Consider the following 21,919-nt stretch of genomic DNA (forward strand, 5'->3'; position numbering starts at 1 on the left):
TAATATCGCAGATTATCGTCGAAAAAATCGAACGATTGAGGCAAAGAAAAAACCGCGCTTTCGAGGGCGCGGGTCCGACTGGAGGGTCGAGAAATCAGATAACGGAGAGCAGCTCTCCATCCACCAGTAGCGCGGTGCCCGACACATAGCTCGACAGGTCCGAGCCAAGGAAGGCCACAGCATCTCCGACTTCCGCCGGTTTGCCAAGCCGGCGGAGCGGCGTCCTCTGGCGAAAGCCCTCGGAGGCCTGGGAGATACCGGGGCTCGTGCGAAGAAGCTCGGTGTCAATGGTGCCGGGTGCGACTGCATTGACGCGGATACCGTCGGGGCCAAGAGCGTCGGCCAATGATTTGGCCATCAGCACAACGCCGCCCTTGCTCGTCGAATAAGCAACAGTGATGCCGGCGCCAGAGATCCCGCCCATGCTTGCCATGAGGACAATGCTGCCCTGCTTGTTGAGTGCTTTCATCTGACGCGCAGCTGCCTGCGCGCCAAACAGCGGGCCATCGAGATTGACAGACATCAGGCGGCGGTAATCGTCTTCCGGAACCTCCGCCCCGTCTGTCTTCAACGTAATGCCTGCATTCGCGACCATGACATCGACGCCGCCGAATTCTTCTGCCGCCGCAACGAGGGCGTCGTTGTCAGCCTTGCGGCTGACGTCTGCTTTCACGAAGACGGATTTAGCCCCCAGTTTTCTGATCTCGGAGGCAGTCGGCTCACCGCCTTCGCGCGGTGCTTCCACCACGTCCGAGACGATAACTGCTTTGGCGCCATGTTCGGCAGCCCGAATGGCGATCGCACGTCCAATGCCGCTCGATGCGCCGGTTACGATCACGACCTTGCCGTCGAGAATGTTATTGTTGCTCATTGTGGTGATCCTTAATGTTCCGGCACTTTGGGGGCCGAGGAGGGCAGGGCGTCGAGTTGCTGCAGAAGATAATAGAGGTTCGCGACACCCCAGTGTTCTACGATCTGGCTGTTGCGAATGCGCATGGCATCGACAGTTTCGAACTTGATCTGGCGGCCCGTTGGCGCGATCCCAAGGACGACGCCCCGGTGCGTGCCGTGATAGGTCTTGAAAGTCGTCACGATGTCGCCGTCGACCGCTTGCCAGTGAATTTCCGCGCGGAAGTCCGGGAAGGCTTCGCGCAGCGCGTGGTAAAGACGACGCGCTCCTTCCTTATCTGGCGTCCCCCCTGGCTGCGGTGTGTGGTCCAAAAAGTCGTCGGCGAAAAGCTCGTCAAAAAGTTCGAAGTTGCCGCCAGACTGCACTTCGAGTGTGTTGCGGCGGACGACTGCTTTCAATGCTTCAGCTTGGTCTGACATGGGATTTTCCTTTCAAGGTTCGGTGTCAGAGTTCAAACCCACCGATCGTCATGCCGCCGTCGACGGTCAGCATGTGTCCGGTGACATAGGAGGCGGCGTCGGAGGCAAGCCATATTGCCGCGGCCGCGATTTCCTCCGGCCTGCCTCCGCGTTTGGCGGGAATGGCGTTTTGAGCGAGTGCGGCAAAGGCGGGGTTCTGTTGGCTGTTTGCCACAACCATCGGCGTTTCAGTCCAGCCGGGCGCAATCGCGTTGACGCGGATGCCGTGCGCTGCGTTCTCCATTGCGACAACCCGGGTCAGCCCATGCACGCCGTGCTTTGAAGCAGCGTAGGCATTCATGCCTCCCGGTCCCGTCAAAGCGGCGACGGAAGCCGTGTTCACGATAGAGCCACCACCACTGCGCTTGATCAGCGGGATCTGGTACTTCATCCCGAGAAAGACACTCTGCAGATTGACGGCGATGACCCGCTGAAAGTCTTCCAATGGATAATCTTCAATCCGTTTTGCAGGGCCGGTTATCCCGGCATTGTTGAAGGCCGCGTCGAGCCGACCGGATGCGGCATCGATCTGTTCGATCCATCCGACGACCTGAAGCTCGCTCGCGACATCGAGCTCGGTTGTGAACGCCCGGCCATCGTCGGCGCGGATGAGCTCTGCCGTTTGGGTGAGACCCTCGGCATCGCGATCAGCCAGATGCACTGTCGCGCCGTCGCGAGCGAGCCCAAGTGCTATCGCCCGACCGATCCCAGAGCCTGCACCGGTGACCGCGACGACCTTGTTTGAGAAAAGCGAGGGCATGACTTCTCCTTGCCAGCCGATCGCAATCGGCTGGTCTGGTTGGAGCTGAATTTTAAGAGTGAGTTAGGCTGGTTTAGTTGCGGGCAGCGACAAGAGCAGCCGCAGTGCGGGCGACGATCTCACCCTGATGGAAGGCACCGGCGAGATCGATCTGCGAAGGCTGGCGCGACCCGTCGCCACCGGCAACTGTCGTTGCGCCATAAGGAGCGCCACCCACAATTTCTTCACTGCTCATCTGGCCCTGATGGCTATAGGGCAGGCCGACGATGATCATGCCAAAGTGCATGAGGTTGGTGATGATCGAGAAAAGGGTGGTTTCCTGGCCGCCGTGCTGGGTGCCGGTCGATGCGAACGCAGCGCCCACCTTGCCGTTGAGAGCACCCCGTGCCCACAGGCCACCGGCCTGGTCGAGGAAGGCCGCCATCTGCGACGACATCCGCCCGAAACGTGTGCCGGTACCGACGATGATCGCGTCATAATCCGCCAGTTCCGCGACTGTCGCAATCGGGGCGTTCTGGCTGATCTTGAAATGAGCCTTTTCGGCAATTTCGAGTGGGACAGTTTCCGGGACACGTTTGATCGTAACGTCGGCGCCGGCGCTTCTTGCGCCTTCTGCGATTGAGCCTGCCATTGTCTCAATGTGGCCGTATGACGAGTAGTATAGAACGAGAACCTTGGTCATTTTGCTTTGCTCCGTTGGAGTGGGTGAATTCGATGGAGGCAACATCTGATTTTTCATCATTCGATAAAAGCTGCATAATTTTGTCCATTACATTCGATTTTATCGAGCGATTCCGTTGTCGAAAATCAAGTTTGCCTTCCCTGTCGAGCGTTCAGTCTTTCAGCAAGTTGAGCGCGACCAGCGCCTGCCCGAAATGTTGAAGTGAACCGGAGGCTTTGAAACTGCCAAGGTCGGACGGCGCAAAGCCCAAACGAGCGATCAGATCTGCTACCTTCTTACTGGCCTCTGGAAAGTTTCCCGACAGAAAGAGAACGCGCTTTCCGCTCGCTTTCACCGGATCGGCAGCCAGGACAGCGGCCGGGAGGGTGTTGAACGCTTTCACGAGCTGAGCGCCAGGGAAGAGATCGGAGACGATTTCCGAAGACAGCCGGCCACCAAGTTCACGTGGTTTGAAAGCAGGAAAGTCGATAGCGTTCGTCGCGTCCACGATGGTGTGGCCATCCCAGACTGCTTTTTTGCCAGCAACTTCCGGTACCGCATCATAAGGCACGGCCAGAATTAGAACGTCGGATTGAAGAGCCTGATCTAGTTCGACGGCCTTCACCGTGCTGCCGAACTTGTCGGTGACAGGCTGACGCGAGCCTGGACCGCGTGTGTTGGCGATAACGGCGTCAACGCCTGCAGCATGGAAGCGTTCAGCAAGTGCAGAGCCGATCGCACCAGAACCGATGATTGCATAGGTAGTCATTGTATTTCTCCTTGATTAGATGGGGTTTCAGTTGAAGTTGTCGGGTAGGGGAATAAATTCGTCGTCGCCCGGTACGCCGGGGAATTGTCGTTCGCGCCACAGATTGGCCGCATGGCGAATGCGCTCATGGTCCGTGGCCACGAAATTCCAGCGGATGAACCGCTTTTCAGGAAGCGGCTCGCCTCCGAAGGCAAGAAACCGGGCTGGCTGGTTTGCCTTTGCAACGATCTCCGCGCCCGGCTTGAACACGATAAGACGATCCGGCCCGTAGGTACCGTCTTGCCCGATGATCTCGATCGCACCGCTGACGACGAAGATCGCTCGCTCGATATGCTCCCCGTCGATCCTGTAGCGCGATCCAGCCTCAAGCTGAATCTCTGCAGAGAAGAGGTCAGAGAAGGTACTGGCAGGTGATCGACGTCCGTGCAACGTGCCGGCGAGAAGCTTCATATTGATGCCCTCACCATGGGTTGTTGGTAGTTCATGTGCGCCGATGTGCTGAAAAAGCGGTGCAGTCTCTTCCGATTGCTTGGGAAGAGCGATCCAGCTCTGCAGGCCCGTGAGTTTGCCCCCATCCTTGCGGATATGTTCCGGGGTCCGCTCGGAGTGAACAATGCCGGAACCGGCGACCATCAGATTGACTTCGCCGGGGCTGATCGACTGCACATAGCTCTCGCTGTCACGATGCAGCAACTCACCGTCGAGAAGGTAGGTCAGTGTTGAAAGACCGATATGTGGGTGCGGGCGGGTATCAATCCCCTCGCCAGCGCCGAACCGCACCGGCCCGAAACTGTCGAGGAATATGAAGGGCCCGACCATCTGGCGCATGGCCGCAGGCAGCGCCCGGCGAACGGAGAAGCCTCCGAGGTCACGGGTCGATGGCAGGATAACCTGCTCGATGTCAGCGTTAGACAAATAGGACATTGTCAGCTCCGGCGGTTGAATTCGATGGATTGAAGGTAGGCCCCCTAGACGTTTCGGAAAACTCAGATAATTTCGGCGAAAACGTTCGAGGAATTAGAAATGTCAGACCCCGGCCAACCAACGCTGGATCAGCTTAAAGTCTTCATTACCGTTGTAGAGACGGGCAGCTTCGCCGCAGCTTCCAGGAAGCTCAACCGCGCCACGTCTGTGATCAGCTACACGATTGCCAATCTCGAAACGCAATTGGGTGTCACGCTCTTCGACCGGCTCTCAACGAAGAAGCCGCAGCTGACACTGGAGGGGCGGACGGTCCTCGCCGAAGCTAAGAGCGTTGCCCACGGCATCGATAATCTTCGAGCCAAGGTGAAGAGTATGCTTCGCGGCGTAGAGCCGGAGGTGCACCTCGCACTGGACGTCATGCTACCTGCCGCCCGAGTCATGGACGCCTTGAAAGCCTTTCGAAAAGAGTTTCCGAGCGTATCACTTCGTCTTTATGTCGAAGCTTTGGGTGCGGTCACGCAGATTGTTCTCAACCGTACAGCAGCGATCGGCATCAGTGGCCCGCTCGATGTCGAGATCGCGGGCCTCGAGCGCATCGGTGTAGGTTTTGTCAAACTCATCCCGGTCGCTTCACCGGATCATCCGTTAGCTGGCGGATCTCACCCTCCGGGCGCGGCGCGAGGACATATCCAATTGGTCCTGACCGACAGATCGCCTCTCACTCAGGGCCACGAGTTCGCTGTTGTCGGGAACCATACCTGGCGCCTCGCGGACCTTGGCGCCAAGCATATGCTGCTCAAGGAAGGCATTGGCTGGGGCAACATGCCTGAACCAATGGTGAGAGATGATATAGAGACAGGGCGCTTGGTGCACCTTGATCTTCCTGACTGCAAGGGCGGTCCTTACCGCCTTCAGGCTGTTTACCGAACGGACACACCTCCAGGACCGGCCGCCCGCTTTCTGATCGACCATTTCCAGAGCCAAGATATTGATGATCCGATAGCGGCTGGTTAGACTTTGGGAAAAGACGCGACCGAACAGTTTTGGCGTGTCGATGCAATTACAGATTACCGCCCGCATCGCCCGGGGACGCAATGTTGCCGTCAACGAGATGGCGTTTCCGCTTGGCTGTCGTAGGTCAACTCGCGACCGCGAGATAAAGCGCAATACTTTTCATCGTCGCGACCCGCCGGACTGCCACAGTGAGGGCGGCGCTCAGCGCGCAGCGCGAATTCCCATGTTTTCAGGCGCTTAGCTGATCTGTCTCAAGGGCGAAGGTTCGCATCCCTTCAAGAGCTCAATTGCCGTCTCGATTTCAGGCTTAGTCGCATTAGATCGACCTCTCCGTACCCAATGAGGATTGAGCGGTAGTATCGTCGCTTTGAACATGCACGCAACGAGGCTCGCATGATCGCGTGCTATTGTTAGGTTGCGTGCGATAAATTCGATACTTTCGCTCAATTGTGGGTGGACGTTGAACCCGAGAAAAGGCGCTTGAGCTTACGAGAACGGCTCGTAAAGAAAATCAGTTTTTTTCGCGTTCCGTGGTCCATCGGGAGGGGTTCACACCATTCTCATGTAGATCAGCACAAACAGCTAGCCTATCCACGCTTGTGCTACACCCCTAACGATTTGACGCGAGGCGTCGACATGCTAACGAAAGGTGGAAGCGACTTAAACTTCGTCGACGGACAGTGTCAGCTATGGCGGAGCCGTAATCAGACTATTTTCGGCATTTTTTGTCTGCAACAGGTGAGCTACCGCTCGGTGGCTTTTGCAAACCCGCGGTTTAGCTTTGCAAAGTCGACGGCGCGGTTGTTGATGATGGCTTCCATCGAGAAAAATCCTGTGACAGTCATGAGGTCGAAGTTTGTCACAAGCTTCTGATAAAAGGCATCGTAACCGGACATCCCTTTGGTTACGACCTTGATCAGATAGTCCCAGTCACCACCAATACGATAAAAATCCACCACTTCAGGCAGACGCTCCACATGGCCGCGGAAGTCTTCCATCCATTCCTTTGAATGGTGTCGCGTTCGGATCATCACGAACACTGTCAAGTCGATGCCGAGAGCAGAGAGATCGATGGTGGTATGAGCGCTGCCAATCATACCGATGGACGTGAGCCGCTGCAGCCGTCGCCAGCAGGCATTCTGCGAAAGCCCAATCTTCTCGGCGAGTTCACGCTGCGGGATATGTGCATTGCTTTGCAGCTGCGTCAGGATTCTAAGATCAAAATCATCGATTTTTTCTGCTTTACCGATCATACAACCACAAAAACCTCGAAATTGATAAAAAACAAGTGAGGTTTTCGACGTTCTACCAGATTAGATTCGTCGTCAATATCTGCATTCGGAGAAAGACCGTGAAACTTGCCGCCCCACTTGTATCGCCGATAGAGACAAGCCCGCTTTCCCGCTTCCGTCACGATCTTCTGCAGCATAATGACCTGCTCGCCCACATGCGCGGTGATCTGGTCGGCGCGTCCACCAAGATCGACGGGCAATACGGCATAAAAGATCTCGTCTATGCAGATTATGTCGCTTCCGGCCGGGCCTTGTTTTCAATAGAGCGCTTCATTCTGGAAGAGGTCCTGCCCTATTACGCCAACAGCCACACCGAGGCCTCCTATTGCGGTGGCTTCATGACCCGTTTGCGGCGTGAAGCAAGGGCACTGATCGCGGGCTTTTGCGGGGCAAACGAGGCCCATGCCGTGATCTTCACCGGATCCGGCGCCACTTCCGGCATCAACCGCCTGGTCAAACTGTTTGGCGTCACCGACGCAATCGCGTCAGGCCAACCCGTGCGCGTCATCCTCGGTCCGTACGAACACCATTCGAACATCCTGCCCTGGCGCGAAAGCCAGGCGGAAATCATCGAGATACCGGAAGGCCCGACAGGTGGACCTGACCTGGAGAAGCTTGAACAGGCCTTGCGCGAAGGTGCTCCAGCGCTGACGATCTGCAGTCTTTCGGCCGCTTCGAATATTACCGGCATCGTCAGCGACGTCGCAAAGATTACCGAGCGTGTGAACAACGCAGGCGCAAAGATGATTTGGGACTATGCCGGCGCAGGACCATATTTGCCGATCTCCATGCAGCCCGAGCCCGGGGTCGAGATCGATGCGATCGTAACCTCCCCTCACAAGTTCATCGGTGGGCCGAGTGCATCCGGGATACTGGTTCTCCGCCGCGATGCGCTGGCAACGGAAAAGCCCTCCTGGCCAGGCGGTGGCACGGTCAGGTTCGTCTCGCCCACAACCCATGACTACAGCAGCAGTATCGAGGCACGCGAAGAGGCCGGTACGCCGAATGTAGTCGGCGACATCCGTGCCGCGCTTGCCTTTATCGCCAAGGATGCGATCGGCGGAGCGGAGATGGAAAGGCGGAACACGTTGCTTACCAAGCGCGCTTTTGCCGCCTGGAAGGATGTTCCCAATCTGGAGCTCCTTGGCCTTTCGGAGCCGCAACGATTGCCGATATTCTCGTTTCGGGTGAAGGATGGCAAGGGTGGATACATCCACCAGCAGCTTGTGACACGCATGCTCAGCGACCATTTCGGCATCCAGGCACGCGGCGGCTGCGCCTGCGCCGGGCCTTATGTCCACCGTCTGCTTGGTATCGATGATGGACAGTCGGAAGAAATGCGGCAGGCCATTCTCGCTGGTAACGAAATCAGGAAGCCCGGTTTCACCCGCCTGAATTTCAGTGTCCTTCTCTCGGACGCAAAGGTCGAATTCATCCTTTCGTCCGTCGCCCAACTGGCGAGCGATGCGAGCAAGTTTGAGAATGACTACGATTTTGATTCGACCCGGGCGATCTTCTTTCCCTGTTCCGCCAAAAAGGTCGCCTGACCAATGCAGCGGCCCGAAGTCTCGGCATTTTATGACGCCCGCACCGGCTCGGTACAATATGTCGTATCCGATCCGAAAACGAAGAAATGCGCCATCATCGATCCCGTTCTGGATTTCGACGAGAAGTCCGGATCAACCGCGACGACGAATGCCGACGCAATTCTCGCCCACATTGCCGACAACGGGCTGGCGGTCGAATGGATTCTCGATACGCATCCCCACGCCGATCACTTCTCGGCTGCACAATATCTGAAATCGCGTACCGGCGCACCGACTGCGATCGGCGAGAAGGTCAGAGGCGTCCAGGCAATCTGGAAAGATCTCTATAACTGGCCTGATCTTGCCTGTGACGGCAGCCAGTGGGATCGCCTTTTCGCAGACGGAGAGATATTCCGGATCGGAGAACTCGAAGCCCGCGTGATGCATTCTCCGGGCCATACGCTTGCCTCCATCACCTATGTGATTGGTGACGCGGCCTTCATTCACGACACATTGTTCATGCCCGACAGTGGCTCCGCGCGTGCCGATTTCCCGGGAGGCAGTGCAAACGCTCTCTGGAATTCCATTCAGGCGATCCTTGCTCTTCCGGACGATACGAGACTGTTTACAGGCCACGACTATCGAGCGAACGGCCGGGCGGCATGCTGGGAGTCCAGCGTCGCCGAACAGAAAAACACGAATCCACACGTCAGCGGCAGGTCCGTTGAGGCTTTCATCAACCTGCGCGAAAGCCGCGACCGGACCTTGCCGATGCCGAGATTAATTCTGCACGCGCTACAGATAAATATCTGCGGGGGACACCTGCCGAAGGAGGAGACGAACGGCAGGCGCTATCTCAAGATCCCGCTTGATGCGCTACCAGGCTCGATCTGGTAACCCGGCGTGAGTAATCTCGTCCCGCAAGCGGTTCTCGCCATAGGTTCCGGTTCGCTGATCGGTTTCGTGCTTGGGCTTATCGGCGGCGGCGGATCCATACTCGCAACGCCGCTTCTTCTCTATGTCGTCGGAATAAAGGATGTCCACACGGCGATCGGGACTGGTGCGATTGCAGTCTCCGTGAACGCCTATCTCAACCTCGTCAGCCACGCCGCTCGCGGCCATGTCTGGTGGCGTTGCGCCCTCATCTTCACGATTGCCGGTACGCTTGGCGCTTATTTCGGCTCCAGCCTCGGCAAACTGGCGGATGGACGCAGCCTTCTGTTTACGTTCGGCCTGCTGATGATGTTCGTCAGTTTCGTGATGCGGCCATCGAATGCGCAGGCCGATACGACACCGCGATCGTTGACATCTGCGGATTACCGCAAGACGACGGTCGTCGCACTTCTCACCGGCCTTTGCTCCGGTTTTTTCGGAATAGGCGGCGGCTTTCTGATCGTGCCGGGTCTTTATTTTGCGACACGCATGCCGCTGATCAATGCTGTCGGATCATCCTTGCTCGCCGTCGGCACATTTGGGCTGACTACCGCGGTCAATTACGCTCTGTCGGGCCTGGTCGATTGGCATGTCGCGGGCAATTTCATTGCCGGCGGCATCGGCGGTGGAGTTATCGGCACGCTTCTCGCCACACGGTTATCGAAAAGCAGAACGGCGCTCGTTCAGATTTTTCGCTGGGTGATCCTCACCGTTGGCCTCTACATTCTGTGGCGCAGCCTGGATTGAGCGCTCACGCCAAGACGGGTTGCCTCAAAAGCGAGACACAGAGAAGTTCGCAACATCGGTGGAAGGCGTACGCCCCGCAATGAGGTCTGCAACGATGCGACCGCTTATCGGGCCGGTTGCCAAGCCGATGTGACCGTGACCGAATGCATAGAAAATATCCTGCGAACGGCTCGAATGCCCGATGACAGGCAAGCCATCCGGGGTTGACGGGCGATTCCCCATCCAGCGATCGATCTGGCTCTCGTCAAACGGTGCAGACAGCGCGGGATAGGTTCGCTTGGCATGTCGAAGCAATATGTCCGCGCGTGCCCAATCCGGCTCTTCGCTCGTGCTTGCGAGCTCGACCTGTCCGGCGACACGCAAACCTGCAAGCGTGGGATTGTTCCCCATCTTGCCGTCCCCCGGCATGATCGGCATTGCACCGATTGCGATATCGTGGGGTATCACGACATGGTAGCCGCGTTCGCTTTCGAGTGGCACGTCATCTCCGGCCTCTGCCGCAAGCACCTTGGAATGGATACCGGCGGAGATCAAGACGCTGTCACAGGCAATGAAACCGGTCTCGGTCAGGACACCAGTTAGACGACCGCTCTCAATTTTGAAGCCCGTCGCCTTCACAGTCTGACGCTTGGCACCGAGCTTTACCGCATGAGCGACGATGGCTCCAACATATCCCCCCGGGTCGACGCAATGGCCGCCGTCTTGCACCAGAACAGCGAATGAATAGCGCTCAGCGATACCGGGTTCCAATTCATGCAGCTCGGCCGCGGAAAGCTCCCGATAGACGACACCGTTTTCGCGACGCAGCCGCCAGGCAAGTGCCTCGGCCTCAAAGGCACCACGGTCAGGATAGGCATAAATAAGTCCCTTGCGCACGATCAGGTCGGGGCGACCGATTTCAGCGGCGAGGGCCATGTGTCTGTCGGGCGCATCGTGCAGCAGGGAGGACAAGATCGATGCAGTCCGCTCGACCTTTTTGACGGAAGCGCCGGCGCTTACGAAACGCAAGAGCCAGGGCATCAGGCGCAAGATGTGCCGCCACCGGATAGCCAGCGGCCCGGCCGGGTCCGCGATCATGCCGGGCACCTTCTTCCACAATCCCGGCATCGACATCGGGATGATCGATGCGGGGCTCAACCAGCCGCTGTTTCCGTAGCTCGCGGCCTGCCGTCCACCCGGTTCGCCTGGTTCGACAATGGTGACGTTATGCCCATCCTTGAGAAGTTCGATTGCGGTTGAGGCACCGACGATGCCGGCGCCGATGACCACGACATGGCTGCTCATTCCTGAAATGCCTCCTGTCGGACCGCCGTGAACTTCGGCAGGATCATCAGGATGAGCACGACAGCGGCGGCCACCAGCAGAATAGCAGAGATCGGCCGGTCGACGAAGATCGTGAAGCTGCCGCGCGAGAGAAACATCGCTCGGCGAAAATTCTCTTCCAGCATCGGCCCGAGGATCAGGCCCATCACCAGAGGTGCGGCATCACAGTCCAGCTTGGTGAACACGTAGCCCAGTACGCCGAAGATACCGAGCAGCCAGAGGTCGAATACCGAGTTGCCGAGCGAGAATACGCCTATGGTGCAAAAAACGATGATCGCCGGATAGAGATAGTTGAACGGCAAGGTCAGCAGCTTGGTCCAGATGCCGATCAGCGGCAAGTTCAGGACGAGAAGCATGAGATTGCCCACCCACATCGACACGATCACACCCCAGAAGATTTGCGGGTGGTCATTGATCAAGGTCGGACCCGGCGCGATCCCCTGCATGATCAGCGCACCGAACATGAGCGCCATGACCGCGTTGGCAGGAAGGCCAAGGGTAAGCAGCGGCACGAACGAAGTCTGTGCGCCAGCATTGTTCGCGCTCTCCGGCGCAGCCACACCTTCGATTGCGCCCTCACCGAAACCTTCCGGCGGTTTTGCCACCCGCTTTTCGATGGCGTAGGCCGCAAATGCCGCCAGCAACGCGCCGCTTCCGGGAAGCAGGCCGAGAACCGAACCGATGCCGGTGCCTCGCAAGATCGGGGCGCACATGCGGCGCCAATCCTCGCGGCTCGGCAACATCGAGAAGAAGGGCGCCTTGATCGCCGTGCGGCTGCCGGTGTGTTCAAGATCGCGAACGAGCTCTCCCAGGCCGAACAGGCCCATGGCGACGATCACGAAGTTGACGCCACTCGACAGTTCATCATAACCGAGCATGAAGCGCGGTGCCGCGGTTTGAACATCCTGGCCGATCAGTCCGATCAGGATACCGAGAAAGACCATGGCAAGCGCCTTGGGCAACGATCCCCGTGCCAACACGATCGAAGCGATCAGGCCGAGGATCATCAGTGAGAAATATTCCGCAGGCCCGAACAGAAGGCCGAACTCGGCAAGCGTGGGAGCAAACAGCGCAAGCAGCAGCGTTGCCACCGTGCCGGCAAAAAAAGATCCGATCGCGGCGGTCGCGAGTGCTATACCGGCACGGCCCTTACGGGCCATCTTGTATCCGTCAATCGCTGTAACAACGGATGAGGCTTCACCGGGCAGATTGAGCAGGATCGCGGTGGTGGAGCCACCATATTGCGCACCGTAATATATGCCGGCAAGCATGATCAGCGCGGTGACCGGCTCCAGACCGATCGTGAACGGCAGGAGAATGGACATTGTTGCTGCCGGTCCAAGACCAGGCAGAACACCGACAAGTGTGCCGAGAAGCGTACCGATCAGGCACCAGAACAGGTTGGTGGGGAGGATGGCCTGATCCAGGCCGAGAAGCAGGGCATTGATTGTATCCATGATCAATCCTCAGAAGCCGAACCAGGGGCCGATGATGGCGACAGGCATGCCAAGTCCGGTCACGAATGCCAAACTGCAGAGGCCACCGAGCAAGATCCCGTAAATCGCCATTCTTATCGGACGATACGGCCGCGACGCAAAGGCTGCGGTCAGGCTGCAGAGCGCAACCGCAACCAGCAATCCGGCACCGCGTACCGTGAGACCGAAGACGACGATCGAGAGGATGATAACGGCGAGCTTGCCAGGAAAAAATCGTACGGCTTCGTGGCGTGCCGTCGAACGAATTCCCTGGATCAGGACAAGCACGCCCATGGCGATAAGACCCACCGCCACCAAAGCCGGAAAGCCGGCTGGGCCTATCTTGCGCAATGTCCCGAATGACAGCTCGAAACTACCGATCAGGAATGCCAGTCCTATGGCGGTAAAGAGAGCTCCTGCGAGCACCTCCGGATTAAGGCGTTGAGACATCGTTCACCCCAAAGTTTCGGCTGGTGTTTCTGGATCGGGCATGCGCGGGTCGTCTACCAGAGAGGCCGATTGATAGATCCGGACCTGCTTCGCATTGCCCTCGAATTTTCTGATTTCCACGAGACAGGCATTCGGGCTGGGGCCTTGTGCAAGTCGTGACGTGCCATGATCGGGCGTCAACACGTTCGGATTGCCATTGAGTTCCAGAGACCCTTGCACTTCGGGATCGGACGGATCGAACCAGGCACCGGTTGCAAGCTGAACCACGCCGGGCATCAACGCATCGGTTATCGTCGCAATCGCAAGGCACGAGCCACGCTTGCTTGCGACTTCGACCAGGTCACCTTCGGCAAGCCCTCTCTTCGCGGCATCATCCGGGTTCAGACGCACAGGCTGGCGGCCACGCGATTTCGTGCGGCGCGACGGTGCAGCATGATCCCACTGGCTATGAAGCTTGTCATGAGGCTGGCAGGAAAGAAGGTGAAGGGGATAGGATTGAGCAACAGATGCGCCAAGCCATTCACACGGAGCAAGCCATGTGGGATGGCCGGGGCAATCGTCGTAACCAAAGCCGGCAATGACCTCGGAAGCGAGTTCAATACGGCCGGATGGTGTATTCAAGGGTTTCAGCACGGGATCTGCACGGAACGCGGCCAGGAACGGCTCGTCCTTTTGCGCCGGTGCCACTTCGACAAGGCCGCATTGGCGAAACTCATCCATTCCGGGCAGTTCGATATTGCGTTCGGCGGCGTCCCGGCGCGCATCCTCGTAAAGCCGCTCCAGCCATTGCGTCTCGGTAAGTCCTTCCGTGAAATCGGCCTCTATCCCCAGACGGCCTGCAATACGCCGCAGGATTTCGTGGTCGGTTGATACACCGATCGGCGCTTCGGCAATACCGGCCGAATAGGCAATGAACGCGTCACGGCCGCTCGCAACCACATCATCGCGCTCGAAGAAGGTCGCGGCGGGAAGCACGATATCGGCGTGCCGGGCATGGGCGTTCCACCAATGCTCATGGGCTATGATGGTGTCGGGCTTCTGCCAGGCTTCGACAAGACGGTTGAGATCCTGGTGATGGTGGAACGGGTTGCCGCCGGCCCAATAGACAAGCTTGATATCCGGATAGATGCGTTTTTGACCGTTGTGGTCGTATTCCGCACCCGGCTGCAGAAGCATGTCCGCGATGCGGGCAACCGGTATATAATCGGCGATGGGGTTACGTCCCTGGGGCAGAGACGGCCAGCGCACAGGCACGGTTGGCTGACCGATGCTGGCAACAGACGCATAACCGAAGCCAAATCCGCGACCGGGCAGACCAATGCCGCCGAGCAGTGCGGCGAGCGCGATAGCCGCCCAATAGGGCTGCTCGCCATGATCGGCGCGCTGCAGCGACCATGCCATCATGATGAATGTCTTGTGCGAGGCCATCTGCCGCGCCAGATCCGTAATAACCTGCGCGTCGATACCGGTGATCGCGGAGGCCCAAATGGCGGTTTTGGCAATGCCGTCCGCCTCGCCCATGACATAGGCCCGGAATGTCTCGAAACCCGCCGTGTAACCGGCAATGAAAGCCTCGTCGTACAATCCATCGGCAATCAGCGTATGGGACAAAGCAAGGATCAGCGCGGTATCGGTGCAGGGCCGCAGCGGCAGCCACTCGGCGCCAATATCGCCCTCCACGTCATCGCGCACCGGCGAGATATTGATGATCCGAGCGCTGGACTGGTGGCAGGCCTTGAGTGCATCTCGTGCCGTATGGCGCGATGCGCCACCGGCATTGACCTGTGCGTTGCGCAGGGGCGTTCCCCCGAACATCACGATCAGTTCGGCATGGCCGGCAATCTGGCTCCAGGGCGTGTGACCTGTAATCATGCCGCTGGTCGTGCCGATCACATGCGGAAGAATGACTTCGCCTGCGGCATAGCTATAGGTCTGGACGGAACGCACGGATCCGCCGGCCATGTTGAAGAAACGCTTCAGCTGGCTTTGCGCATGATGAAAACGACCGGCACTCGACCAGCCGTAGGAGCCAGAGAAAATAGCCCCGCTGCCATGGGTCGTTTTCACACGGGTGATTTCCGAAGCGACGAGATCAAGCGCTTCGTCCCAGGACACTTCGACGAACGGTTCTGCACCGCGCCGGCCGGAACCGGGGCCATTCTCCAGAAAAGACCTTCGGACAGCAGGCTTCAGAATGCGTGCGGGCGCAAGCCGATCTGCAATGAACTCGGATCCAAATGCGACGGGATCCGGATCCGACCGAAAAGGCTCAAGCCGATCGGGCCTGTCGCCGTGCTCATAAAAACCCCAATGAGTGCCGACAAGCCTGGGCTGAGAAAAAGGCTCCGCGCCATCCAGATTATGTCTGATGTCAGTCGGAGCCTTGTCCATGTCACTCAACCTTGATGCCGGCCGAATCGACGATCGTCTTGTAACGGGCGGTCTCGTCGGTCATGAAGGTCTTCAGCTCGGGGCCGGTCTTGTACATCGGTTCGAAGCCGAAAACGGTCAGCTTTTCCTTGAACTTGTCCGAGGTGACGACCTTGGAGATAGCGCCGTCCAGATAGGACGCTGCAGCAGGATCGAGACCCTTGGGAGCCCAGACACCGTACCAGGACAGCATTTCGAGCGGCTTCATTCCGCTTTCCTCGACCGTCGGAACGTCCGGTGCAAGCGGCGAACGTTTCAGGCTGGTCACCGCAAGCGCCTTGAGGCGGCCGGCCTTGACGTGCGGGAGCGAAGACAACATCGGATCGGCCATCAACTGGATCTGGCCGCCGATGAGATCGGTCAATGCCGGACCTGCACCCTTATAGGTAACGACGTCGATATCGACACCAGCCTCAGCTTTCAGCGCTTCGACGGCAAGGTGACCGGCAGAGCCGTAGCCGGAGGTAGCAAAGTTGAAACCTTCAGGATCAGCCTTCACTTCAGCGAAGAAGTCCTTGAGATTATTGGCCTTGATCGCCGGATTGGTCAGCACCAAAAGCGGGCCGGCAGCGATCCCGGCAATATGCGTGAAGTCGTTCATGACGTCGAACGGCACGTTCTTGTTGATCAGCGGCGTGACGACATGGATGGAGGCGTTGAGCAACAGCGTGTAGCCATCGGGATCAGCCTTCACGACATCAGAGGAACCAACGATGCCGCCGGCGCCGCCGGCGCGGTTATCCACCACGAATGTCTTGCCGGTGGTTTCGGAAAGCTCCGCGGCAAGCAGGCGCGCCACGCCATCCACGGTGCCACCCGGCGGATACGGCACGACGATGCTGACCGCACGCGACGGAAAGTCCGCGGCGGCGGCAAGCCCGCCAGAAAGAGCCGCGATCGATGCGGCGAGCAAGATTGATCCGGCACTTTTCATGGCTGCATGGTTCCTTCTGTTCCAGGACATAGCTACACGTTCGCTGCACGTCTGTGCATCGGCGATTTATGCATGGCGCCCAAAAGCGCCCCTCATTCAAGATATGCCGGATCCTTTAAAAGGTTCCGGGGTATTGGCCGCCATCGATCAACAGGTTCTGCGCAGTGACAAAACCCGCCTTTGACGAACATAGAAAGGCGATATAGGCGCCGATTTCATCCGGCTCGCCATAACGTCCGGCCGGATTTTGGGCTGCACGTTCGCGCCAGATGTCTTCAAACGGGCGACCGCTCTGCTTCGCCAGCACGGCGACATGATCACGCTGGCCGTCAGAAGCGATGATCCCCGGCAGCACGTTATTGATGGTAACGTTACGGCTGATCGTCTGGCGTGCCAGGCCGGCCACGAAGCCGACCAGTCCCGAGCGTGCCGCATTCGACATGCCGAGTTCCACCTGAGCGATCTTGACGCTGCGCGAGACGATATTGACCACGCGTCCAAAACCGCGATCCATCATGCCATCCACGGTCAGCCGCATCATCTCGATCGGCGTCAGCATCATGCGGTCGATGCCGCGCAGCCAGTCCTCGCGGCCCCAGTTGCGAAAATCACCCGGCAGTTCGCCATCGGCATTGTTGACGAGGATATCAGGCTCGGGGCAAGCAGCCAGAGCTGCCTGCCGACCTTCCGATGTCGTGATATCGCCGGCAACCGCCGTCACCTTGGCGCCGGTCAGCGCGCGGATTTCGGCTGCCGTTTTCTCGAGAGTCTCCGGCGTGCGGGCGAGAATGGTCAGCTCGACATTTTCATGCGCAAGGGCAAGCGCTGCTGCCCTGCCCATGCCGCGGCTGGCACCAGTGACCAGAGCCCTTTTTCCGGTAATCCCGAGATCCATCTCTCAAGCTCCTCAGGCTGCGAGTGCTGCCGGATTGATCTTCCAGCCATAGACCTTGTCGAGCCCGAGTTCCTGCACAATGCGAACCCCACGGGCAAGCGCTTCGCCTTCGAGACCGGTCAGGGGACGACGCAGCTCGCCGGCCGGCAGGCCGACAGCCTTCATCAGCGACTTCACGGCAACCGGATTGATGGCCGAGTAGTTGAAGTGGAGGAGCGGCAGGAGACGCAGATAGGCATCCTTGAAACCTTCGGCTTCGGCATAGCTCGTCCAGGGACGCGACATGACGGCGACTTCAGCAGGCGCAATATTGCCGCTCATGTTTGCCGTGCCATGACCACCGAGACTCATCGTCGGGACAACGAGGCCGAGGTTCGGGCTATCGCAGCACATGACGGATACGTCCGGACGCGCAGCCAGCACCTGTGCCACCTGGCCAACGCGCGCGGTGGATTCCTTGTGAATCACGTAGTTCGGATGCTTGAAGATGCGCAGCAGGTGATCCCAATGCAGGTCGCTCTTGACGCGCGGCGGGTTGTTATAGAGGCCGAGCGGCAGATCGGTGGCATCCGCAATTTCAAGGAAGTAACGCTCGATATCGGCTTCAGGCGCGCAGATATATGCCGGAGCTGCGAGGATCGCACCATCGGCACCGTTGTCCTTGGCAAACTTCACGTTGTCGATGGTCACATCGGTGTTGTTGCCGGTGCAGCCGAAGAAAATCGGCATCTTTTCCGACTTCATTTTGGCGGTTTCGACAATGATCTTACGCTTTTCGTCCTGCGACAGCATCGACACTTCGCCGGTCGAGCCCATGATCAGGACTGCTGCGGTGCCATTCGCTTCGTGAAACTGCAGAAGCTCGCGGAAAGCGCCGATATCCACGCCGCCGGAGCGGTCGAACGGCGTGATGAGAGCGACGAAAGAACCGGTAATCTTCCTGGCTGCTGCGGACATTTTGACTGCTCCGTTAGAATATAAACAATGTTTCAAACATAGTTTCAATTGGGGCGACGTCAACGACTTTGAATAATCACTTTGCTGGATTGAGAGGCAAAGTTTGCCCACAATTCGGGCATTGGTGGAAGAATATGCCTTCCAGCCCATGCCGGCCTAAAACGACCATGCGTCGACGGCTAAACGACCGGCGGCGCCTGAAAGCCAGCACAGATATATGCAGTCAGCTGAGAGATAATCTGCTCATCGTCATCCGTGTCGCAAAGCCCGCCGGAAAGCTGCTTCAATCTGAATGATGCGTGGTCCGAGTCGATCAGAACCTGCATGATGGCACCGATGGAAAAATTGTAGCGCCAGAAGATGTCGGCTCTCGTCAGCGAGGGTACCGCTCGGCTAAAGGCATCGATGAAGCGGAACACGGCTGGATCTACACGCCGAACGAAGAAACGCGTCGTCATTTCTCGAGGACGAGACCGGATCTGCAGGATCAACCGGGTCAACGGACGCGCACCATCGGCATCACGGCTGAACTCGACCATGGGGCGCACCAGCGCTTCGGCAACCTTGGCAAGCGACGGGTATGCCGGAGCCGCTGAAGCCTCACAAGCGTCGAGGGCTACGATACGAGCACTCGTGTAAGGTTCCATCATGATGTTCAGAACTTCGCTGATCAGTTCGTCTTTGGACCCAAAATAGTAACTTATCGCCGCAACATTTACCTCGGCGCGCAAGGTGATTTCTCGCACAGTCGCAAGATCGAGCCCCTGCTCGATGAAGACATCGCGTGCCGATGCAATAATCCGCTCACGCGGTTCCATCATTGCCTGCCTAGCTGCAGTCGACCCAGACGCCTTCCGTACCATCGTCATCATCCCCTCGAACAGCAGGGCACCCAGAAACGGAACGACCTGAAGCAAACCAGGCATATAGCACGGGGCGCGCGCACGTTGCCACCCTGAGACAATCACAAGGCTTCCTTAAATCCGAGCTAAACAGCCCCTAGATTTGTGGGCGCCTTCTTTCATTTTGAGGCAGGAAGAGCATTATGAGCACATCGAATTTCTGCCAAGAATTTAAGCGAGACGCTGTGCCTCAGATCGCGGAGCGCGGCTATCAGGTCGCGGAGGTTTCGCTGCGTCTCGGCGTCAGCCAGCACTCTTCTCTGCGAGTGAAAGAAGTGCTCGTATCCTGGAAAAGTTAGATGATGGACTGAGTGGCCAATGCTCGTCGACCGCTCAGCGATTCAAGTTGATGGTTGCGACGGACGCCGCACCTGTTTCGTCTCACGTTGCTGAAGGCGACGCTTTGCCGAGCTTCACAGACGGCTCGCGGCTCCAGACACGCAGCTTGCCGAGTTCTGCCACGAACGCGGATGGTCCTTCTTGCCCGGGCAGTGCAAGGATACCTTCGTCCAAGGCATCCGCAACACCGGCTTTGGCCAGAAGCGGCAATGCCGATGGGTCGTAGCCGATGAACTTGCAATGCTGGAAGGCGTCGGCGACGAAGTCGCGTGCTGCAGCCTCGTTGACGATATCTTCGATTGCGGCTGCGGATGTTAACAAAGCAACCGCATCAAACAGCACTGATGGGCCGCCGTCGATCATATGTTGTGCTTCGACCAGCATACCATCGGACGCTGTCACGCCACCGACCTTCGACGCGATCAGCTCGACGACACCTTTTTCCGCGGTGATGGCATCGGTCAGACCCTCCAGAAGCTTTGCGTCAACACCGTCGGTAACCAGGATTCCAAGTTTGCGGCCTTCGAAGCGCTCGGGTCCGCGCTCAACAATGCTAAGTGCAGGCGAGGGGTCGAGGTCCTGACGGGTCGGCATGGCCGCATCAGCAGGCTTAGGAATGGTCTTGAAGCCGAGCTTCTGGGCAACCGTTGTCGCCAACGTTTCATCGATGTTGAGCAAATGCGCGACCATACGTTCGCGGATGACAAGCGCTTCGACCTTACTAAGTTCGAAGGTAAGGGCGGACGCGATATGGCGCTGCTCGGGACCTGTCTGGCTGATGTAGAACTGGCGCGCCTGGCTATAGTGGTCGGCAAAGCTTTCTGGCCGTAACCGTGCCTTTGTCCCCTGTTCCTCAGACGCGAAATGTCGGTAACCGCGCGTTGGCGATTCCCGTGGTCCCTCGCCGTGCGAGTTTGGCTGGTAGTTGGTGCGTCCAACCGGATTGCGCATCGCCATATGACCATCCTGCTGGAAATTATGCATGGGACACTTCGGTGCGTTGATCGGCAGATGGGTGAAATTCGGTCCGCCCAGCCGTTTCAGCTGCGTGTCGAGATAGGAGAAGTTACGGCCTTGCAGCAGCGGATCGTTGGAAAAGTCGATCCCTGGCGGCACGTTCTGGGTCATAAACGCGACCTGCTCGGTCTCCGCAAAGAAGTTGTCGGGCATCCGGTCAAGCACCAGCCGCCCGATTGGCACCGGCTTCAAGATTTCTTCCGGAATGATCTTTGTGGGGTCGAGGACATCGAAGTCGAAGCTGTCGGCAAATACCTCGTCGAAGAGCTGGACCTGCAGTTCCCACTCGGGGAAATTCCCTGACTGGATAGCGTTCCAAAGATCGCGGCGATGGAAATCCGGATCGGCGCCATTGATCTTGACCGCCTCGTTCCATGCAACTGACTGCAAACCGAGCTTCGGTTTCCAGTGGAACTTGACGAAGGTGGATTCGTCCTTGTCGTTGATAAATCGGAACGTATGGACGCCAAAGCCCTCCATGAAACGGAGCGAGCGCGGTATCGTACGGTCCGACATGATCCACATGATCATGTTCATGCTTTCCGGCGTCAGGCTGATGAAATCCCAGAAATTGTCGTGCGCGGTCTGCGCCTGCGGAAAGGCCCGATCCGGTTCCTGCTTTGCGGCATGGATGAGATCGGGGAATTTGATGGCATCCTGAATGAAGAAGACAGGGATGTTGTTGCCAACGAGATCCCAGTTGCCCTCCTTCGTGTAGATCTTCACCGCGAAACCGCGCACGTCGCGCGCCAGATCGGCAGAACCCTTGTTGCCGGCGACCGTCGAGAATCGCACGAACGCAGGTGTCTTCTCGCCGGGGCGCTGGAGAAAGTCGGCGCGGGTGTATTTGGCGCAGGACTCGTATGTCTCGAAATAACCGTGAGCTCCATAGCCGCGGGCATGCACAACGCGTTCGGGAATTCGCTCGTGGTCGAAGTGGAACATTTTTTCCCGGAAATGAAAGTCATCGACGACAAGCGGACCACGTGGACCGACACGAAGCGAGTTCTGATCGTCGGCCACCGGGCCGCCTTGGGCAGTGGTCATCACCGGCGTGTCGCCATCGGCGGGCTGGTGAAGCTCCCCACCCGCACCACGCGTCAGTTTCTGATCGTGGATAGTCGCGGTGACAAACTTCGGATCTGCGGACGCAGTCGCTGGTATTTTGGCCATGGGTCAAGCTCCTGGACAGGGGTGTGAAAA

General features: G+C 58.2%; 20 protein-coding genes and 1 pseudogene. 5 read left to right on the top strand and 16 right to left on the bottom strand.

The annotated features are described in order from the left end of the window. Positions 1 to 94: 94 nt before the first annotated feature. From GGE33_RS23745 to GGE33_RS23770, 6 genes are all read right to left on the bottom strand, one after another. Positions 95 to 871, bottom strand: coding sequence for an SDR family oxidoreductase (locus GGE33_RS23745; RefSeq protein ID WP_183828880.1), 777 nt, complete (start codon positions 869 to 871; stop codon positions 95 to 97). An 11-nt stretch (positions 872 to 882) separates the two neighbouring features. Next, the gene (locus GGE33_RS23750) at positions 883 to 1,329 is read right to left on the bottom strand and encodes an ester cyclase (protein WP_183828883.1); all 447 of its coding nucleotides are present in this window, start codon (positions 1,327 to 1,329) and stop codon (positions 883 to 885) included. 25 nt (positions 1,330 to 1,354) lie between these two features. Further along, positions 1,355 to 2,128: an SDR family NAD(P)-dependent oxidoreductase gene (locus GGE33_RS23755; protein WP_183828886.1), complete on the bottom strand. Its 774-nt coding sequence runs from the start codon at positions 2,126 to 2,128 to the stop codon at positions 1,355 to 1,357. A 73-nt stretch (positions 2,129 to 2,201) separates the two neighbouring features. Beyond that, on the bottom strand, positions 2,202 to 2,810 hold the full coding sequence (gene wrbA, locus GGE33_RS23760) for an NAD(P)H:quinone oxidoreductase (protein ID WP_183828889.1): 609 nt from the start codon (positions 2,808 to 2,810) through the stop codon (positions 2,202 to 2,204). 151 nt (positions 2,811 to 2,961) lie between these two features. Continuing rightward, positions 2,962 to 3,558: an NADPH-dependent F420 reductase gene (locus GGE33_RS23765; RefSeq protein WP_183828892.1), complete on the bottom strand. Its 597-nt coding sequence runs from the start codon at positions 3,556 to 3,558 to the stop codon at positions 2,962 to 2,964. Positions 3,559 to 3,585: 27 nt separating this feature from the next. Continuing rightward, positions 3,586 to 4,482 carry a pirin family protein gene (locus GGE33_RS23770; protein WP_183828895.1) on the bottom strand — a complete coding sequence of 299 codons (897 nt, stop codon included), beginning with the start codon at positions 4,480 to 4,482 and terminating at the stop codon, positions 3,586 to 3,588. A gap of 99 nt (positions 4,483 to 4,581) precedes the next feature. On the opposite strand from GGE33_RS23770, the gene GGE33_RS23775 reads away from it, so the two are divergent. Further along, positions 4,582 to 5,496: a LysR family transcriptional regulator gene (locus GGE33_RS23775; RefSeq protein ID WP_183828899.1), complete on the top strand. Its 915-nt coding sequence runs from the start codon at positions 4,582 to 4,584 to the stop codon at positions 5,494 to 5,496. Positions 5,497 to 6,239: 743 nt separating this feature from the next. On the opposite strand, the gene GGE33_RS23780 is transcribed toward GGE33_RS23775, so the two are convergent. Beyond that, the gene (locus GGE33_RS23780) at positions 6,240 to 6,749 is read right to left on the bottom strand and encodes an Lrp/AsnC family transcriptional regulator (protein ID WP_183828902.1); all 510 of its coding nucleotides are present in this window, start codon (positions 6,747 to 6,749) and stop codon (positions 6,240 to 6,242) included. Positions 6,750 to 6,847: 98 nt separating this feature from the next. Here GGE33_RS23780 and GGE33_RS23785 point away from each other — a divergent pair, with 98 nt between their 5' ends. From GGE33_RS23785 to GGE33_RS23795, 3 genes are read left to right on the top strand one after another with little or no spacing between them, the layout of a single operon-like run. Beyond that, positions 6,848 to 8,335, top strand: a complete 1,488-nt coding sequence (locus GGE33_RS23785) for an aminotransferase class V-fold PLP-dependent enzyme (RefSeq protein WP_343062642.1) — start codon at positions 6,848 to 6,850, stop codon at positions 8,333 to 8,335. 3 nt (positions 8,336 to 8,338) lie between these two features. Continuing rightward, entirely contained in the window at positions 8,339 to 9,211 is an 873-nt protein-coding gene (locus GGE33_RS23790; RefSeq protein ID WP_183828904.1) for an MBL fold metallo-hydrolase, read from the top strand. A gap of 6 nt (positions 9,212 to 9,217) precedes the next feature. Next, entirely contained in the window at positions 9,218 to 9,994 is a 777-nt protein-coding gene (locus GGE33_RS23795; RefSeq protein ID WP_183828907.1) for a TSUP family transporter, read from the top strand. A 24-nt stretch (positions 9,995 to 10,018) separates the two neighbouring features. Here the strand turns inward: GGE33_RS23795 and GGE33_RS23800 are convergent, their stop codons facing one another. From GGE33_RS23800 to GGE33_RS23835, 8 genes are all read right to left on the bottom strand, one after another. Beyond that, positions 10,019 to 11,278 carry an NAD(P)/FAD-dependent oxidoreductase gene (locus GGE33_RS23800; protein WP_183828910.1) on the bottom strand — a complete coding sequence of 420 codons (1,260 nt, stop codon included), beginning with the start codon at positions 11,276 to 11,278 and terminating at the stop codon, positions 10,019 to 10,021. Beyond that, on the bottom strand, positions 11,275 to 12,774 hold the full coding sequence (locus tag GGE33_RS23805) for a tripartite tricarboxylate transporter permease (protein WP_183828913.1): 1,500 nt from the start codon (positions 12,772 to 12,774) through the stop codon (positions 11,275 to 11,277). The genes GGE33_RS23800 and GGE33_RS23805 overlap by 4 nt, the downstream gene beginning before the upstream one ends. Positions 12,775 to 12,783: 9 nt before the next feature. Further along, a complete protein-coding gene (locus GGE33_RS23810; RefSeq protein WP_183828916.1) occupies positions 12,784 to 13,242 on the bottom strand; it encodes a tripartite tricarboxylate transporter TctB family protein in 459 nt (152 codons plus the stop codon). A gap of 3 nt (positions 13,243 to 13,245) precedes the next feature. Beyond that, the gene (locus GGE33_RS23815) at positions 13,246 to 15,633 is read right to left on the bottom strand and encodes a molybdopterin-dependent oxidoreductase (protein WP_183828919.1); all 2,388 of its coding nucleotides are present in this window, start codon (positions 15,631 to 15,633) and stop codon (positions 13,246 to 13,248) included. Between the two features lies 1 nt (position 15,634). Beyond that, complete coding sequence (locus GGE33_RS23820; RefSeq protein ID WP_183828922.1) at positions 15,635 to 16,606, bottom strand: Bug family tripartite tricarboxylate transporter substrate binding protein; 972 nt, start codon at positions 16,604 to 16,606, stop codon at positions 15,635 to 15,637. A gap of 115 nt (positions 16,607 to 16,721) precedes the next feature. Further along, the gene (locus GGE33_RS23825; RefSeq protein ID WP_183828925.1) at positions 16,722 to 17,501 is read right to left on the bottom strand and encodes an SDR family oxidoreductase; all 780 of its coding nucleotides are present in this window, start codon (positions 17,499 to 17,501) and stop codon (positions 16,722 to 16,724) included. Positions 17,502 to 17,513: 12 nt separating this feature from the next. Next, positions 17,514 to 18,458, bottom strand: a complete 945-nt coding sequence (locus tag GGE33_RS23830) for a 4-hydroxy-tetrahydrodipicolinate synthase family protein (protein ID WP_183828928.1) — start codon at positions 18,456 to 18,458, stop codon at positions 17,514 to 17,516. Between the two features lie 179 nt (positions 18,459 to 18,637). After that, positions 18,638 to 19,321, bottom strand: a complete 684-nt coding sequence (locus tag GGE33_RS23835) for a TetR/AcrR family transcriptional regulator (protein ID WP_246436435.1) — start codon at positions 19,319 to 19,321, stop codon at positions 18,638 to 18,640. A gap of 182 nt (positions 19,322 to 19,503) precedes the next feature. On the opposite strand from GGE33_RS23835, the pseudogene GGE33_RS23840 reads away from it, so the two are divergent. After that, positions 19,504 to 19,617 (top strand): annotated as a pseudogene (locus GGE33_RS23840) (transposase); the annotation flags it as partial. A 124-nt stretch (positions 19,618 to 19,741) separates the two neighbouring features. Here GGE33_RS23840 and katE read toward each other — a convergent pair. After that, positions 19,742 to 21,889: a catalase gene (gene katE, locus GGE33_RS23845; RefSeq protein ID WP_183828931.1), complete on the bottom strand. Its 2,148-nt coding sequence runs from the start codon at positions 21,887 to 21,889 to the stop codon at positions 19,742 to 19,744. Positions 21,890 to 21,919: the final 30 nt, after the last annotated feature.

It is taken from the genome of Aliirhizobium cellulosilyticum, assembly GCF_014198105.1.
Lineage (GTDB): Bacteria > Pseudomonadota > Alphaproteobacteria > Rhizobiales > Rhizobiaceae > Neorhizobium > Neorhizobium cellulosilyticum.

What these genes read in the sequence shown, in the direction of transcription:
- GGE33_RS23745 (WP_183828880.1), bottom strand. Translation starts at nt 871, where the DNA reads ATGAGCAACAATAACATTCTCGACGGCAAGGTCGTGATCGTAACCGGC.
- GGE33_RS23750 (WP_183828883.1), bottom strand. Translation starts at nt 1,329, where the DNA reads ATGTCAGACCAAGCTGAAGCATTGAAAGCAGTCGTCCGCCGCAACACA.
- GGE33_RS23755 (WP_183828886.1), bottom strand. Translation starts at nt 2,128, where the DNA reads ATGCCCTCGCTTTTCTCAAACAAGGTCGTCGCGGTCACCGGTGCAGGC.
- wrbA (WP_183828889.1), bottom strand. Translation starts at nt 2,810, where the DNA reads ATGACCAAGGTTCTCGTTCTATACTACTCGTCATACGGCCACATTGAG.
- GGE33_RS23765 (WP_183828892.1), bottom strand. Translation starts at nt 3,558, where the DNA reads ATGACTACCTATGCAATCATCGGTTCTGGTGCGATCGGCTCTGCACTT.
- GGE33_RS23770 (WP_183828895.1), bottom strand. Translation starts at nt 4,482, where the DNA reads ATGTCCTATTTGTCTAACGCTGACATCGAGCAGGTTATCCTGCCATCG.
- GGE33_RS23775 (WP_183828899.1), top strand. Translation starts at nt 4,582, where the DNA reads ATGTCAGACCCCGGCCAACCAACGCTGGATCAGCTTAAAGTCTTCATT.
- GGE33_RS23780 (WP_183828902.1), bottom strand. Translation starts at nt 6,749, where the DNA reads ATGATCGGTAAAGCAGAAAAAATCGATGATTTTGATCTTAGAATCCTG.
- GGE33_RS23790 (WP_183828904.1), top strand. Translation starts at nt 8,339, where the DNA reads ATGCAGCGGCCCGAAGTCTCGGCATTTTATGACGCCCGCACCGGCTCG.
- GGE33_RS23800 (WP_183828910.1), bottom strand. Translation starts at nt 11,278, where the DNA reads ATGAGCAGCCATGTCGTGGTCATCGGCGCCGGCATCGTCGGTGCCTCA.
- GGE33_RS23805 (WP_183828913.1), bottom strand. Translation starts at nt 12,774, where the DNA reads ATGGATACAATCAATGCCCTGCTTCTCGGCCTGGATCAGGCCATCCTC.
- GGE33_RS23810 (WP_183828916.1), bottom strand. Translation starts at nt 13,242, where the DNA reads ATGTCTCAACGCCTTAATCCGGAGGTGCTCGCAGGAGCTCTCTTTACC.
- GGE33_RS23815 (WP_183828919.1), bottom strand. Translation starts at nt 15,633, where the DNA reads ATGGACAAGGCTCCGACTGACATCAGACATAATCTGGATGGCGCGGAG.
- GGE33_RS23820 (WP_183828922.1), bottom strand. Translation starts at nt 16,606, where the DNA reads ATGAAAAGTGCCGGATCAATCTTGCTCGCCGCATCGATCGCGGCTCTT.
- GGE33_RS23825 (WP_183828925.1), bottom strand. Translation starts at nt 17,501, where the DNA reads ATGGATCTCGGGATTACCGGAAAAAGGGCTCTGGTCACTGGTGCCAGC.
- GGE33_RS23830 (WP_183828928.1), bottom strand. Translation starts at nt 18,458, where the DNA reads ATGTCCGCAGCAGCCAGGAAGATTACCGGTTCTTTCGTCGCTCTCATC.
- GGE33_RS23835 (WP_246436435.1), bottom strand. Translation starts at nt 19,321, where the DNA reads ATGGTACGGAAGGCGTCTGGGTCGACTGCAGCTAGGCAGGCAATGATG.
- katE (WP_183828931.1), bottom strand. Translation starts at nt 21,889, where the DNA reads ATGGCCAAAATACCAGCGACTGCGTCCGCAGATCCGAAGTTTGTCACC.